Raw genomic sequence first — 15778 nt, forward strand, 5'->3', positions numbered from 1 at the left:
TATCAATGAGTTAAACCAGCCTGCCGCCGTCAAAGTGCATTCCTGCGGCAGGTGGAAGCCAGTTTAACAGCACTTTGCCCTGGTTGACCATTGCATCAAACATGGCAGTAAACTTGGTATTACTAGAGGCTATTGTAAGCAGGGCGGCCTGATTTGAGCGCGTCTTCCAACAGGCTCAGGCGATCTTGCCCCCAAAATGGCTCAGAGTTTAACAGATAAGTTGGAGAGCCAACTGCATTCGCCTCTTCCGCCATGCGCGAGTTCAGTGTGTAAGCCTCTGATGCTTCTTCTGTTTTTGCTGCTGCAATCAATTCATCTGCCGAAAGACCCAAGCTGTTCAAGATAGATGCAATCACATTTTCATCTGCCGCATTCAGGTCATTTTGCCAGACCGCCTCAAACACCTTTTGGGAATAAGTGGCGACCGGTCCGCCCTGTTTTTGGCATAAGATAGCGACGGTATCAGCCAGGGCAATATCCGTTGGGAAGTGCGCAGGTTTGTAAGTCATTGGAACCTTGCGCTTTTCTGACCACCGTTGCAGCTCAATGAAGCGGTACTTCTGGCGCGCAGGATGGCGTTTGCCCAGTGGCAGGCCACCTGTTAACGGGAATAGGATACCCAAGTTAACGGGGCGAAAGTTCACTTCAACGTCGTATTTACCTGCGATGCGCAGAAATTCCTGGTGTCCTAGAAACGCCCACGGCGAAAGGTGCGTGTAAAAATAATCAATCTGCGCGGCCATACTTGCCTCCCCGGTATGCAACTCCCCTATCCTCGGGCAAAAAGGACGAGATTTCAACGGGTAAGCTCTGCAATTCAGTTCGCAAAAACACGCTTTGCGTATGAGTTGGATAAGTATTGAATGGGCTTAACGCTGATATGTGCGTTGGTTTGCGCGGAAGGCGTTATTTTTGAGCGGAATGTAAAATGGAGGACAAAAGCAGTTTGCCCCAAATTGGGTCTTACAAACTGCTTTTGGTTTTGTCTGCTTTTCGTATTCCCTGCAGGACGGCGTGCGCTTTACAAGGCTACGTTTTGTAGCTTGGAGCCGAGGTTCGGTTCTTCCAACTGGCTACTTTCCAAGATTAGGCAGGTTCATTCACAATGCTGGCGATTTTCCAGGCACCTTCGATGTTGATCAGCAGATAGTGGCAGGTAAAGTCGAAGACCACTTCTCCTTCATCATCTTCCTGCTGCCAATCGAGGCTGACGCTGGCTGTTGAACCAGAGATGTGAGAGGACACGACTTCATAGATTGAAGAGGTGACGTAATGCTCACGGTGGACTTCCAGCAGTGCGTCAATGTTTTCGCACAGCTCTGCCTTGTCCTTAAAGACATGGCCTTCTTCCAGCTGCCAGACAACACACGGAAATGCAAAGCAGTCTGCAATCAGTGCTGAGTCATATTCTTCATAGGCATCTGCATAGCTATCAAACAACTCGGAGAGCATTAGTTCTGTTTCGTCCTGAACACTCATGTAGACCGCCCCTTTTCCCAGCTTATTGATGTGCCAGCATTTTTCATGAAGGTAAGGCAATAAAGCCCGTTTTCACTTATATGCCGTGGAAAGGCGTCAGTTTGCCAGTCCTTTTTTTAGAAGGAAACAGATTTCATGGGTATTCTGCGCATTCCGTCCCACTTTCCCACGGCCTCCCCTTGAGAAATCTCGCAGTTTGACACCTGAAAGTTGAGCAAACCAACTTATTCCCCTATGCGGTGCGAGCGTTAAAATGTTCTTGGTTTGCCCCATTTTTAATTGGCACGTGTGCTCATTGGTGGCAAAGTGCAGCCACCTGTTTATTTGGATCGGATACTTCCTCGTTTATGGCAGATACCTCTCATCTTCCCGCCGCCTTCAATAGCTGGTTTGAAAGCCGCGGATGGGCGCCACGTACGCATCAGATGGAGTTATTTGCAAAAGTAAGTGCTGGCAATTCCGCGCTCTTGATTGCACCAACTGGTGGCGGCAAAACGCTTGCTGGCTTTTTACCCTCCCTTGTCGACTTATCTCTGCGAAATGTTGGGGACACATCAAAGTCAAACAAGCAGGCAACGTCCGGTTCTGGTCGTCTTCATACGCTTTACATGTCTCCGCTAAAAGCACTGGCGAGCGATATTCATCGCAACCTTGAAGTTCCCATCGAAGAAATGGGGCTTTCCATCAAGCTTGAAACACGCTCTGGTGATACGCCAAGTCATAAAAAACAACGACAAAAGCGCATTCCGCCGGACATTTTGCTGACCACACCAGAACAAATTTCTCTGCTCTTGTCTGACGCAAACTGCGAGCGTTTGTTTGCGGACCTACAGTTTGTCATTTTGGATGAGCTCCATGAACTGGTCACTTCCAAACGAGGCGATTTGCTCGCATTGGCTTTGACGCGGCTGCGAAAACTTGCACCGAATTTACGTTGTATCGGACTTTCAGCAACCATTGCGCACCCTGATGATTTGCGCGCCTATCTGGTGGCGCAGCCGCTTTCCCAAAAGGTGGAGCTCGCGGCGCTGGTGCAGGCGAAGGGCGGGGCCAAACCGCATATCACAATTTTGGAGACACAAGAGCGCCTGCCATGGTCAGGCCACTCCTGTATATATGCGCTGCCTGAGATTTATGAGGAAATCAAAGCCCACCAGACCACGCTGGTATTTGTAAATACCCGCTCGCAAGCCGAGCGATTGTTTCAAGAACTGTGGCGCATCAACGATGAAACACTCCCGATAGCAATTCACCATGGCTCGCTGGATGTGAGCCAACGGCGGAAAGTTGAGGCGCACATGGCTGCAGGCAAGCTGAAGGCAGTGGTGTGCACCTCCTCTCTCGATCTGGGTATCGACTGGGGTGACATTGATCTTGTGATCAACGTGGGAGCCCCTAAGGGGGCCAGCCGGTTGGCACAGCGTATAGGGCGTGCAAACCACCGTATGAACGAAGCCTCCAAAGCTATTCTGGTTCCTTCCAATAGATTTGAGGTGCTAGAATGTCAGGTGGCACTTGAGGCATCTGAAGCAGGACAGCAAGACACTCCTCCGCTGCGAGATGGGGGGCTGGACGTTCTTGCCCAGCACATCATGTGTGTTGCCTGCGCTGCGCCGTTTGCGCCTGACCAGCTCTATGAAGAAGTGATCAGCAGTCAAACCTATCGATATCTGGAATATGAGCTGTTCTTGAAAACTGTCGAGTTTGTTGCGACAGGCGGCTATACGCTTAAAACCTATGAGAAGTACGCGAAGCTACGGCCAACAAAGGATGGACGGCTTCGCCTCTCTCACCCTCAGTTTGCACAGCAATATCGCCTCAACTCCGGCACCATTTTGGATGCTGCCACGCTAAAAGTGCGCCAAGTTAAGCCACGTGGAGCGAACTCCAGACGGCCACTCGGATTTGGCGGAAAGATGCTGGGAGAGATTGAAGAGTGGTTCATCGAACAACTCGTTGTGGGCGATACCTTTATTTTTGCGGGACAAACCCTGAGGTTTGAAGGACTTAAAGAAAGCGAGGCTTATGTGTCGCGAAGCTCCTCCTCGGACCCCAAGATCCCAACCTACCAAGGCGGCAAGTTTCCATTAAGCACTTATCTGGCAGACGGCGTGCGTTCTCTCATCTCTGATCCCCATACATGGTCGGATTTACCCGGTCAGGTTCACGAATGGTTAACCATGCAAAGAAATAAGTCACAATTACCAGAGTATGATCGTCTCTTAGTGGAGACCTTCCCGCGCAACGAAAAACACTACCTCGTGTGTTACCCGTTTGAAGGCAGGTTGGTTCACCAGACGCTTGGGATGCTGTTGACGCGCAGGTTGGAGCGGGCCGGATTACACCCACTCGGATTTGTCGCCACAGAATACTCTCTCGCCCTTTGGGGGCTACGGGATATGGGGCTAGCCATTCAGAGGGGTACTCTTCGTCTGGATGAGTTGTTTGAAGAAGATATGCTGGGTGATGACCTTGAAGCATGGCTTGCGGAAAGTAGTTTGATGAAACGCACCTTTAGAAATTGTGCGATGATCTCTGGACTGGTGGAAAGACGCCACCCAGGTAAAGAGAAAACAGGTCGGCAGATAACAATAAATACGGACCTTATCTATAACGTACTGCACGAACACGAGCCCGACCACCTGCTTTTACAAGCAACATGGACCGATGCAGCTACAGGACTTCTGGATATCTCTCGGTTAGGTCACTTTCTTACTCGTATAGACAAAAGAATCACGCATAGTGCTTTGAGCCAAGTCTCACCTCTGTCTGTTCCGGTGCTTCTGGAAATTGGAAAAGAGCCTATATTTGGTAGTGCGAGCGATGCCCTATTGGCAGATGCAGCGGATGATTTGATTTTGGAGGCCCAACTGTGAAACCCAACAGTTCGTTGCATCACAAGGTAGAACCGCGTTATCGTCAACCTATTCCTGTATGCCACGACTTGTCTCTTGCAAGAGAGCTTGTTGGTTTGCATGACAGTGGCGCCTTGTGGTGGCCAGACGAAAAGACACTGGTGGTGTCCGATCTTCATCTGGAAAAAGCGGCCAGCATCGCCAAGCGGAAGGGGCTTATGCTTCCGCCTTATGATTCAGCTGTTACCCTGGAAAAACTCGCCTCTTTGATTGATTCGTTTAATCCACGCCGCGTCATTTGCCTGGGAGACAGCTTTCACGACATTGAAAGCTCACGGAACATGCCAGCAGCATATCTTGCGATGCTAACAACCATGCAGCTTGGGCGCGAATGGATTTGGATTACTGGTAACCACGACCCCGAGATTGCTGAGCATGTCTGGGGTGAGCGTTACGACGAGCTCTCCATAAACTCACTCAGTTTCCGCCATGAACCAAAAGAGGGTGCTGAACGCGGTGAAATTTGCGGCCACTTGCATCCAGCAGCTAAGGTGCGCCGCATTGGTCGCACTATTCGCAGAGCGTGCTTTGCTACTGATGGCAAACGGCTTGTTTTGCCAGCATTTGGTGCGCTCACGGGCGGCTTAAATGTGATGGACAAAGCCTTTTCTGAGGTTTTTGATGCCCGGCGGTTCTCTGTCTATATGCTGGGAAATGGGCGGTTATTCCCGTTTACTGCAGCAAAGCTTTTGAACGAGTAGTGAACGGCCCTGATGCAGGGCCTTATCGGGCCGTTGCGCGCGGCAGGCTTGTTTCTCCACATAGAGGCGATCCGTGCTTACTTGCCTATCAGGACTACAGGCGCTTCAGTTGCTAGTCTTTCTTGAAGATAACACCAGCGAGCCAACCGGTCAGCAGCGCAAGCAGGATGGCCATGGCGCCATATACGGCTGGGTATTGGCGTGACAGGGTGAAGGTGACCTGCTCGAAGCCAGTTTTGGCAACTGTCAGCGCCTGCTCTTGTTTATCCAGTAAAACGCCCCCATTGAAAAGGAAGGTCGTCACTTTGTAGTCCCCTGTCGGGATGATCGCGGGCAAGTCGACTGTTGTTGAGAACAGGGTTGAACTCAGGAAGTTGATGGACTTGGAGTTTTGTGTGTACAGCCCCTGATGCACGCGCGAGCGCAGAAAAGCTTCTTTGAAGGCTGCGCGTTCATGTGCCGGCGCACGCGTGCCAAGCGCTGCCAGCGGCAGATGCTCCAGCCCTATGCGATACTGTTTGAGCCAATCATCGGATGCAATGTTTCGCAGGTCATCGGTTGCGTGGACTGCATAAAAACTTGGGACTGCTATGTATGTTTGAGAAGTGGCATTAATCCAGAGGCCAAAGATATGATCTTTGCGCCACGTGACCACGCGCTCCAAAGGCCCTTCCACCACAACCACAACGTCCTGCTTGTCGCTTCTGGCTACTGTCCCTGCGTCTCTTGCGATTTCACCGTAGACCAGGATCTGGGTGCCGGTGAAATTAGAGGTGATCGCTACTTGGGACGAAGAAACTGCAGAGACCAGAGTTTCTGCCAATGCAGAGGAAATTGAGGCCAGAGCAAGCAGCGCAACGGTCAGCACGGCATTTAAGGTGTGTAGAGGATGCCTCATTTGACGGGCTCCTCAATCACACTGACTGAATAAAGATCGGATGGCTCAACGATGAGATTGTATGCAAAGCGCAGGCCAACCAGAAGCACCAGCAGCCCTAATCCGAGGCGCAGATGTTCGCCGCGCATGCCCTGCCCCATTTGTGCACCAAACTGGGCCCCTATTACTCCGCCAACCATCAGCGTTAGTGCCAGAACAATATCGACAGACTGGGTATTTATGGCATGCAGGAATGTGGCCACGGCCATGGTGCCAAGGATTTGAAGCAGAGACGTGCCGATAACGACATGCGCTGGTACACGAAGCAGGTAGATGAGCGCTGGTACCATCATAAAGCCGCCGCCGATACCAAGCACAGATCCCAGAAAACCAATGGAACTGCCTATGCCGAAAATCGGGATAACGCTCACGTACAGTCTGGAACGGCGGAAACGCACCTTGAATGGCAGACCGTGTACCCAGTTATGCTGGCCAGGTCTGCGGCCCATTGGTTCCTCACCGCTCTTACGGCGCATGATAGCTTTGACAGATTCTGCCAGCATCAACACGCCGATGGTGCCTAGGAAGGTGACGTAGGCAAGCGAGATCACCAAATCCAACTGCCCCAGACTTTGCAAAATACCAAAGAGCCAGACACCGATTGCAGACCCAACGATACCAGAGCAAAGCAGCACGGAGGCCAGTTTGAAATCAATACCGGCCTTGCGCCAGTAAGACAGAACGCCGGATGCAGAGGAGGCAACGATTTGTGTTGTGACTGTTGCAACAGAAACTGCCGGCGGAATGCCGGAGAAGATCAGCAGCGGTGTGAGAAGGAAGCCCCCTCCAATGCCAAAAAGCCCTGAGAGGAACCCGACGGTCCCGCCCATGGCGAAGATCATGAAGACATTGATTGGCAGTTCTGCGATGGGTAAATAGATTTGCAAGATGGCACCGCGGGTAACACAGGTGACCAGGCCTTGCGCGCCAGGCTTCACCTTTTGTCCAACATTATTGTAGAGTGTTAAGCGTCAATTCAGACGCCCTGTCAATCTACCTGCAGCAGCAAGTGCAAATCTAACCAGAAATCCCCTAGTAACGTTGCATTATATAGCCCGAGTGGCCAGAGCAGTTATCAGCCGTTGGTCAGGCTCGCCCGTTGTTTCCATTCCCAGTCGCGCCTGTAAGCTTTTGATTGCGCGACGTGTATTGGGTCCCAGCACGCCGTCAGGTGCGCCCGGATCAAAACCAAGGTTCAACAATGCTTGTTGGATTTTCTTCACAGTCTGCGAGCCGTCCTGTGAAAAAGTGGTTTTGGGTTTCCCAGACCACTTGGTATCAATCTCAACTTTGTTGGCCGCTGGGTCCACCGGTTTGATCTGGAAGAGTGCCACGGCCTCCAATGCACGTACATGCTGGCTCTTGGTCAGTTTAGCGGCAACCTCGTCGCGTTTGCTGGCTGAATCCTCGTCTCCTCGCAAGGCAGCGAGTGCAAACCACTTATAACTTTCGACCAGATCCTGCTCCATACCAAGCCCACGCGCTGCCAGAATCGCAAGGTTGAACTTGCTGTCGGCCACGCCGTAATCAGCAGCTATGCGAAACCATTTGACCGCAGCCTCATAATCTGGCGAACCATCAATGCCCTCTACATGGAGAACCGCCAGATTGTGCATTGCTTTAATGTTGCCTTGCGCAGCGGCAAGTGTGTACCAGTCGCGCGCCTGAGCAAGGTCCTTTTCAACTCCGCGGCCTTTTTCATAAAAGCTGCCGATACGATATTGTGCTGGAGCCAGACCTTGTGCAGCCGCTTTGCGATACCAATTCGCAGCTGCTGCCAGGTCAGCAGGTACGAGATTGCCGACCGTATAACGGCGAGCTACCTCAAACTGGGCGGCAGCCACGCCTGAGACCGCGGCAGAACGCAGGCTGACCGGGCCAATTGCATAAGGCAGGTCATAAGCTGATGGCTGTGGGGTGACTTGTTCAACAGGCCGTGAAGGGGCAACAGAGCCGGTGTGCCCACCATAACTGGCGGAATTAACCTGAGGGGCCGAAGCGATCGCTGTTGTGATCGGGTCAACAAATGGAGAAGCACCCATATCTGGTGCGCTCTTTTGCGTCCGCGCATACAAGCCTATGGGTGTTGCCTGACCAAAGACCAGCTCTCTTGTAGGTTCAGAGGGCGCTGTGGCGGCACCTGACTGCCAGAAGCTCGTTGCACTGACTGGAGACGGCAGTTCTGTATCCTGCGACATGGTAGAGGCACTGCTGATGATATCTGCCGCGCTCATTGCGTCCAGATCAGCGCCGAGCAGCGATGTGCCCTCATTGCCTGGCATTTGAGCGTCTTGTGCCATGATGCTTGGAAGCGCAGTGGTGCCAGCTGTGTCGGCATTCTCAGTGCCGGAGAACAGCCCTGAATTGAACACCTGTAAGGTCCCGATGGTCAAAAGGAGAGCTGCCGCGGCGAGCATGATTGCGCGGCGCCGACTGGACTTGCTTTCTTTCGTTTTGCCATTACCTGTCTTCTCGGGTTGGTCGACCTCAACAGGAGCTGCAGACAGGTTGATCGGTTCTTTGCGGCCTGTGGCTGTGTCGGTAACTATATCCTCTGGGCTTAAGGAAATTGGCTCTTCTTCCACCTGCAACTGGCTGAGAACCTGCGCTGTTGCAGCGGCCTTTTTGGCCCTCATGTTCTCAGGAACTTCTACAGTTGCAGTGCGATTGGGACTGATATAGTCGCGCAGACGGCGCGCGCGTTCAGGCGCCTTACTCTTGCTGGATGAAGGTGTTTCTTCATCCTTTTTCGCTTTTTTAGCTTCCTTCGCAGCTGCCTTAGCGGCACGGCGGGCTGCTGCGATAAAATCTGCTTTGCGGTTGCGCGGACCTTCTTGGACCTTGGTGTTGGCATCGTGTGTTGATGCATCTGACTTATAGCCTTTGGTGAAGGCACCCAGAATTGAACTGATCTGCTTATCACCCACCAGCTTTTGGTGTTCCTTGGAAATATCTGTATTTCCGATTGCGTTACGGATGCTTTCCAGATTTTCCAAACGGTTGGAGATTGTGCCGAGCACATCACGCACACCTTGGAGCGCGTCCTGATCAACCTTTCCCTTATGAGCAGATGCTTCGAGCAGGTTTTGCAGGTCAAGACGTAGCGCAGAGATCGCTGCTTCAACAGCTTCCCCTTGCTCAGCCCCTTCGCCCAGAGCGAGTTTCGTCGTTGCAGCTTTCACCGCATCCTGAGCGATTTGCTGGGCCTTATCGACCATATCGGTATGCAGGCCTTTCAGCTCTACCTCAATGGAACCAAAGCTGTTTTCCAGATTCCCCAGTGATCCGAAGTGGCTCTGAGACATATCCAGCTTCTGAGAGAGATCTGCGATCTGCGTTTCCAGACGATCAATCTCCATGTCAGATGACACGCTCGACGGGCTGGAGATGGTCGCTGCAAGTTCTTGCAACTGGGTTTCGATGTCATTTGACGTTGCCAATGCACCGATATGCCCACGCAGCTCTGAGATTTCTGCGCGAATTTTGGACAGGCCTTTATCAGAGGATGCGCCGTGTGCGCTGTCCTCAACCACCTGTGTCAGTGTCATCACGCGCTGCTCGAGGCGTGCAAGCGCGGCGCTTTCATTCTCGCTCAATGCAACTTCGAATGAAGTATCTGTCAGGCGTTCGCCGATATTATCGAGCTTCGTGTTCAGGTGATCGAGGCGACTTTCGATGGACGAAAAGGCCTGATCAATTTCGCTCGTGGTCTCCGGGCTGCGCTCCATACGCTTAAGCTGGTCGCCAATGTCGGAGAGGCGCTCTTCCAAACGGCTCAGCTGCTGAGTGTTGCCGCCGTGCTCGGGGCCTTCTGCCAGAATATTGGATATGGAATCCAAACGACCATGCAGGCGGTCAATAACATCGCCGTCTGGTAAACGTGTTTCGACGCTGCTTAAACGGGACTGGATATCGAGCTGAATTGAAGAGAAGTGATCCAGCTCATCCATACGTGCGGTTAAGAAACGGATGCGCTGATCCACATCATGGATCATACGACCAGAATCGAGACGATCAATCACAGTTCTGAGCTGCGTAATATCTTCGCGCACCACTTCCAGGCCAGTTGTGCCAGAGCGGTGCAGGACATCTTCAAGGCGCTCTCCCATGGAGGACAGCCGGTTTTCCAAAGACGTTAACTGATCGACACGTGGTAACTGACGGATTTGCGCTTCCACATCAGTCATGCGCTGTGTCAGGCTTTCAAAAATACCCGGATCAAGGTTCTTATCAGCAAGTTCTTGCAGACGTGACTGGATTGAGGCATGGGCCATGCCCAATGCGTTGAGGCTGTCTTCAATGTCAGAGCGCGACAACGCAGCCTTCATCTGCTCCAGCTCGTAACGCAACTCCTTCAACAACAGCCCATTGCCCTCATCATCCCGCAGACGATCAATAATTTCTGAGAGCTGGGCGCGGTTGTCAGAGGTGCGTTCCATCATGTCGCCGCGAAGACTGTTCAGCTGGGTTTGCATGCCGTCTTGCAGCTCTGCAATTTGATGTTCAGCAGGTGCGCGCAATGTATCGAGCTGTTCGGCCAACTGTCGAAAGTGGCCGTCAATCATTGTATTTAGTTCGCTGTAGCCAGCAGAACCACCCGCATCTGCACTCGTGTTTTCTTGAGTGTCTACCCCGTGAGGGGCACCTGCTGTGTTGAAGCGCGGCTCCATCTGGGCAACCGGCGGGTAGGCATAGGGTGAAGCGGTTTCGGCGGCTGGCGCGGTGTTTGCGCGCGTATGCTCAGCTGCGATAGCTTCACCTTGCAGTGCAGCTTTATGCGGGGCTGTTTGCTCTGGAATACCCTTACCCTTCTCATTTTCGTTATGAGCAAGGGAATTCAAGCGTTCGTCCAACGCGTTTAATGCATCCAGAACAGAGCTGATGCGTTTTACCTTAGAATTGTCGGCGGGATACTGCTTTTCCTGCCGCACTGCCGGCCCATGTGAGTGCGCATCCGGCTGCGCCGCAACAGGCGCATAAGGAGATGCTGGATAGGCTCCCATGCCCGTTGAAGCGGGATTAGTATGTGTTTGAGCATGCCGTTGTGACGCCTGCTCGGCACCAAAGTGTGCTGAGTGGCGCGCAGGAGCAGGTTCATGTCCGCGCATCAATGGTGGTCGTGGGTGCATTAATGGATCACGGGACACACCAGCTCGCGCATGTACTTTAGGGTCTAAAGCCGGGTCATACTGATCTTCATAGGCGTATGGGCTTGTCGTTTGGTCCAGCCCTGTTCGCAGGTCAGAGCGGCGCCAAGGATCGCGTCCTTGCGGTTTTTCTGGAGCAACGCTTGGGCGTGAGCGTGTTTGATCTGCATGCATCAAACGGTTGAGAGCCTGTGCAACCTCATTCATTGCCTCTTCCTGAGACCTTGCACGCGCGTTTTCATAGGGCTGAGGGGCGTCACTCTCAAACTCGTTGTAATAGGGAGAATGGGCGGTATGCCTTGCCGCTGCAGGATTATGTCGCGCCATTCCACTTTCCTCCAACCACTTAGCGTGGTCTGCCTCCAGCCCTTCACCATAGGACGTGCCTGAAGTGGACTTTCCAAATTCTGGTTTTTTCCAAGACATGCCTGCAGGGCCCCATAACACTTGTCCGGCGCGCGCGGTGTTTCAGCCTCTTCCCCAAAAAAGTTTATCCAATTAACGTCAACTGCTTTGCACAGTTCTGGAATAGGTCAAGAAACGAATCACTTTGCGGTTTTGAACCGGTCTTAAAACTCGTAGCCCTATTTTTTTACTCGTTAGGGTAAATAGTGGGTTAATAGCTCGAATTCTGTTTGAGCGGCCCTTAAGGAATGTGGATTCCGGCTCTATTCCAACAAATCCCCCGCATTTTTTAGTATTTCAGAAGAAACTCATGAAAATTATTCGTGTTCTGAATTGTTCGAATTGCAAGTTATCTTGCCGCTTTTGCTAGACCTAAAGGGCGTTGCCGCTGTATAAACTTGACAGAAATTACACAGTGCAGCATTGGGCATGCACTTGTGTAAACACGTCACGCAGTCAAGGCAGTGCCGCGTAAGGAAAAAAGAACAGGTCAAGCAGATGAGCGAAGCCCTACATATCAATGAGATGATTGTTGATGTTGTTGCCAAAGAGCTGGGTAAGGGAAAAAAAACACAGTTTACCATTGGCGACCTGGCAAAAGAATTTGATGTCACACTCCGTACTCTGCGGTTTTATGAGGATAAAGGCCTCCTGAATCCTAAGCGCGATGGACTTAACCGTATCTACAATCGTCGCGACCGCGCGCGTTTGAAGCTGGTTTTGATGGGAAAGCGCGTTGGATTTTCGCTCTCCGAAATTCGCGACATGCTGGATCTTTATGACCTGCGCGATGGACAGGTCACTCAGCTGGAAGTGGCGTTGCAGCGGTTTCAGGAGCAGATCCGGGTGCTGGAAGGCCAGCGCGGAAATATCGATGAAGCTATCGATGATTTGCAGCGGACCGTAGACATTGTCGAAGGCATGCTTCAAGAGAAAAAAGCTTAACTTCTCTCTGCTTTCAGGTGGGGGCAATCCCCCACCTTTTTCTCAGGTTCTCTGGCTCGCATCAAAAAGATGGTGGCCGGGGAATACATTTATTTTTTTCATCTAAAATTTTAATTGTTTTCCCGAGCATTCTTAATCTAGCTGTTATCCAGTCCATAATCACGTAGGACACTGGCAACGCGGATACGGTACTTTTGGAAATATTCGTTACGACCCAGTTGTTGGGCAGCTTGATGCTTTTCCTGAGTGCGCCAGCGCTTCACTGCTTCTTCATCCTCAAAAAAAGACAATGATAAAATCTTCTCAGGGTTGGTCAGGCTCTGAAAGCGTTCCACAGAGATAAACCCCTGTATTTTTTCAAGCTCTGGCTTAATTGATGCGGCCACGTCCAGGTAACTGGCTTTATGATCTGCGTATGGCTCAACTTCAAATATAACAGCTATCATGCTGGAAACTCACTTGTACTGGCGTAATGATCAGGGTTTTGCATGTGGGTGGGAGGCAAGGGTCAGGAACGTCCTGTCTTCCTTTAACAGGAACTTCTCACGCATGGCGAATTCGTAGTTTTCTTGCCCTAACGGGTCTTGCGCAAGTCTTGCCCGGTACTCTTCGTAGTGTGCCAAACTTTGCACGTTATAGATGCCGTAGGCCAGCGTTGTTGAGCCCTCATGAGGGGCATAGTACCCGATCAGATCTGCACCACAGCGTGGAATTGCTTGCCCCCAGTTACGCGCATATTGGGAAAATTCCGCTTTTTTGGTTGGGTCAATCTGATAGCGGATGATACATGTCAGCATCACAGTTCTCCAGTTAAATTAAGCAATGCAGGCGGTATAGCAATCTACCCATTCGTTTTGTTTCGATCGTGATCGAATTATTGGCGCACTTAATATGCTGCGTTGAGCGCGCCCAAATGCCCCATGAAGAGCAGAATATCCCAGTTGCCCTATAAATCCTCAGTGCTGCAATAACCTGCCAATGAGTTAAGTTGGCAAATAGGCACAGGAATGCTTAAATGTCGGATACTGCGCAGTTTCTGGCGGTTTTTTGCCAGAGGAGTAGGGGCTGGTGTATTGCGAATTTTAAAAAGCCCTATCTGGGCTCTTGATGCCTTGATGGGGCAAAAGTCATTTAAGAAGAATCCGATTATTGGAAGTCGCTGGTTAAATGAGCGCGGGTTCTACCTAAAACGCGTGGCGTGGGCCGCAAGAATGGCTGCTCTGCGTCGACGCCAAATGGTTCACTTTCTGCCAGATGACGATAAAGCGTTCTTTCATCGCAATGGATACATCGTGAAAGAGAATTTTCTTTCCAAAGATGTTCTTGCACAATTACAGGATGAGATCGCAACGAGAGAGTTTGCTGCAAGCGAAATGCGGCAAGGGAAAACGGTAACACGTTTCATCGGCTTGCCGCCTTCGCTGCTGAAAGACTTGCCCGGCCTAAGCAGGGCGGTGCATGATCCGTTCTTACAAAATGCCATGCGCTATGTGGGGTCATACAACGCGGATCCCATTATATATTTGCATGCTGTTTTATGGGACTTGGAAAAGAAGAAAAAAGACCCTCAGACTGACTTTCACATGGATACGTTTCACTCGACATCTAAATCCTGGCTATTTTTGCGCGATGTGGATGTTGCCGATGGGCCCTTTCATTACGTGCCGGGGTCGCATCGGTATACACCTGAACGCAGTGCCTGGGAGTTTGAGCAAAGCTTGAATGCGGTGCAGCATCCAAATGGGATGCATGCTGCGGGTTCATTCCGTGCGAGTGAGGACGATATCTTAAAGATGGGCTATGGTGAGCCTGTGAGTTTTGATGTTCCGGCAAATTCTCTGGTGATTGCAGATACGCACGGATTCCACCGGCGAGGGATTGCTACGCGTCCAGGCGTCCGTGTTGGTTTGTTCGCAGATTTGCGCCGCTCACCTTACTTTCCGTGGTCTGGACTGGATCTGCGCTCCTTGCCGGGAATAAAGGGACGGCAATCGGAAATCTATACTGCTTATCTGAACTTCAGGAGCAAACTGAGCGGCAAGCCTAGCCATCACAGAGAAGTCGGCCACGTTAAAATAGATGCACCTCCGGTGCTGTAAAGCGCGCCAAGCTCTTCAGCGCATGCGAAACAGAGAAATGTCCCGTAATGCGTCATGATTAAGGTTTTGCGTGCGTGTTGGGAAAATTCATCCTTTTTTGGTTGGGTCAATCTGATCGCGAATGATACATGCCAGCATCACAGTCCTCCAGTTTGATGAAGCAATGCAGGTTGTATAGCAATCTACCTATTCAGTTTGCTTCGATGGTGATCGAATTATTTGCGCACTTAATGTGTTATGATATGCGTGAACACAATCAGCATGGAGAGCAACATGAAAGAGGGACCGAACATTGCAGCGGTGGCAGCTCTGATTGGAGATCCTGCACGTGCAAATATGCTTCAAGCCCTGATGAACGGGGTTGCGTTAACCGCGAGCGAGCTGGCTCAAGAGGCTGGGGTCACTCCACAAACCTCCAGTTTTCATCTGGGTAAACTGTCGGAGGCAGGCTTGGTGTGCCTGCGCAAACAAGGACGCCATAAATACTATAGCCTTACAGGCAGTGATGTGGCCTCCCTGCTGGAAGCTTTGAGCGGTATTGCGATGCGTACCGGCATGACGCGTGTGCGCACAGGCCCCAAAGAACCAGCTCTTCGTAAAGCTCGTGTTTGCTATAACCATCTGGCAGGAGACTATGGTGTTCAAGCCTACGACAGTCTGCTTGCACGGGAGTTTCTGCTCGAAGAAGACGAGCAGCTTCATCTGACATTAGCTGGCAGAAGCTTTTTCAATGATCTCGGGTTGGTGCTACCAGAGAAAGAAACTAAGCGGCGACCTTTGTGCAAATCCTGTCTGGATTGGAGTGTACGAAGGTCCCACCTTGCTGGACTTGCTGGAACTGCCCTCCTCACCTATTTTTTGGAGGAAGGTTGGGCCAGACGCATTGAAGGCAGCCGCGTCATTGAGTTTTCCAAGACTGGCGATTCTCGCTTCCGCAGCCTCTTTTCCCTTGAGATTTAGGGGGCAGACAACGCATATCCATCACTTTCATAGTGTCAGATGCAGGAGATTCTGAAATTTCACAGGGAAGTTATTATCCAGAAACTCCCAGGATTCTGTAATTTCGTAGAGAACCGTACGAAATTACACTTGGGTATAACTTGCTGTAGGCGCGCAGTGGTCCTATATTCCGTCACAGGTTTACGTTTAC

At 51.4% G+C, this 15778-nt stretch carries 12 protein-coding genes; 5 read left to right on the forward strand and 7 right to left on the reverse strand.

Features of this window, described 5'->3' with window-relative positions; translation table 11 throughout:
• Positions 1 to 122: 122 nt before the first annotated feature.
• A complete protein-coding gene (locus BMZ51_RS02990) occupies positions 123 to 743 on the reverse strand; it encodes a 2-hydroxychromene-2-carboxylate isomerase (RefSeq protein WP_068006151.1) in 621 nt (206 codons plus the stop codon).
• 343 nt (positions 744 to 1086) lie between these two features.
• Positions 1087 to 1479: a DUF4440 domain-containing protein gene (locus BMZ51_RS02995; RefSeq protein ID WP_068006396.1), complete on the reverse strand. Its 393-nt coding sequence runs from the start codon at positions 1477 to 1479 to the stop codon at positions 1087 to 1089.
• Positions 1480 to 1826: 347 nt separating this feature from the next.
• On the opposite strand from BMZ51_RS02995, the gene BMZ51_RS03000 reads away from it, so the two are divergent.
• Together BMZ51_RS03000 and pdeM are read left to right on the forward strand one after the other, a co-directional pair.
• On the forward strand, positions 1827 to 4355 hold the full coding sequence (locus BMZ51_RS03000) for a ligase-associated DNA damage response DEXH box helicase (RefSeq protein WP_068006148.1): 2529 nt from the start codon (positions 1827 to 1829) through the stop codon (positions 4353 to 4355).
• A gap of 68 nt (positions 4356 to 4423) precedes the next feature.
• On the forward strand, positions 4424 to 5095 hold the full coding sequence (pdeM, locus tag BMZ51_RS03005; RefSeq protein WP_175484994.1) for a ligase-associated DNA damage response endonuclease PdeM: 672 nt from the start codon (positions 4424 to 4426) through the stop codon (positions 5093 to 5095).
• Between the two features lie 112 nt (positions 5096 to 5207).
• On the opposite strand, the gene BMZ51_RS03010 is transcribed toward pdeM, so the two are convergent.
• The 3 genes from BMZ51_RS03010 to BMZ51_RS03020 form a co-directional block, all read right to left on the reverse strand.
• The gene (locus BMZ51_RS03010; protein ID WP_068006147.1) at positions 5208 to 5993 is read right to left on the reverse strand and encodes a TIGR02186 family protein; all 786 of its coding nucleotides are present in this window, start codon (positions 5991 to 5993) and stop codon (positions 5208 to 5210) included.
• A complete protein-coding gene (locus BMZ51_RS03015; RefSeq protein WP_068006392.1) occupies positions 5990 to 6919 on the reverse strand; it encodes a sulfite exporter TauE/SafE family protein in 930 nt (309 codons plus the stop codon). Before BMZ51_RS03015 ends, BMZ51_RS03010 begins: the two co-directional genes overlap by 4 nt.
• A 159-nt stretch (positions 6920 to 7078) precedes the next feature.
• Entirely contained in the window at positions 7079 to 11605 is a 4527-nt protein-coding gene (locus BMZ51_RS03020; RefSeq protein ID WP_068006145.1) for a peptidoglycan-binding protein, read from the reverse strand.
• 477 nt (positions 11606 to 12082) lie between these two features.
• Between BMZ51_RS03020 and BMZ51_RS03025 the strand changes: the two genes are divergently transcribed.
• Positions 12083 to 12529: a MerR family transcriptional regulator gene (locus tag BMZ51_RS03025; protein WP_068006143.1), complete on the forward strand. Its 447-nt coding sequence runs from the start codon at positions 12083 to 12085 to the stop codon at positions 12527 to 12529.
• 137 nt (positions 12530 to 12666) lie between these two features.
• Here BMZ51_RS03025 and BMZ51_RS03030 read toward each other — a convergent pair whose 3' ends face one another.
• Positions 12667 to 12975 (reverse strand): antibiotic biosynthesis monooxygenase family protein, encoded by a 309-nt coding sequence (locus BMZ51_RS03030; protein ID WP_068006140.1) that lies wholly within the window; start codon positions 12973 to 12975, stop codon positions 12667 to 12669.
• Positions 12976 to 13005: 30 nt separating this feature from the next.
• Positions 13006 to 13326, reverse strand: coding sequence for an NIPSNAP family protein (locus BMZ51_RS03035; RefSeq protein WP_068006138.1), 321 nt, complete (start codon positions 13324 to 13326; stop codon positions 13006 to 13008).
• Between the two features lie 276 nt (positions 13327 to 13602).
• Between BMZ51_RS03035 and BMZ51_RS03040 the strand changes: the two genes are divergently transcribed.
• Together BMZ51_RS03040 and BMZ51_RS03045 are read left to right on the forward strand one after the other, a co-directional pair.
• Positions 13603 to 14628, forward strand: a complete 1026-nt coding sequence (locus BMZ51_RS03040; protein WP_208979230.1) for a phytanoyl-CoA dioxygenase family protein — start codon at positions 13603 to 13605, stop codon at positions 14626 to 14628.
• A gap of 273 nt (positions 14629 to 14901) precedes the next feature.
• The gene (locus BMZ51_RS03045; RefSeq protein WP_068006388.1) at positions 14902 to 15588 is read left to right on the forward strand and encodes an ArsR/SmtB family transcription factor; all 687 of its coding nucleotides are present in this window, start codon (positions 14902 to 14904) and stop codon (positions 15586 to 15588) included.
• Positions 15589 to 15778 lie beyond the last annotated feature (190 nt).

Source organism: Pseudovibrio axinellae, assembly GCF_900110875.1.
Classification (GTDB): domain Bacteria; phylum Pseudomonadota; class Alphaproteobacteria; order Rhizobiales; family Stappiaceae; genus Pseudovibrio; species Pseudovibrio axinellae.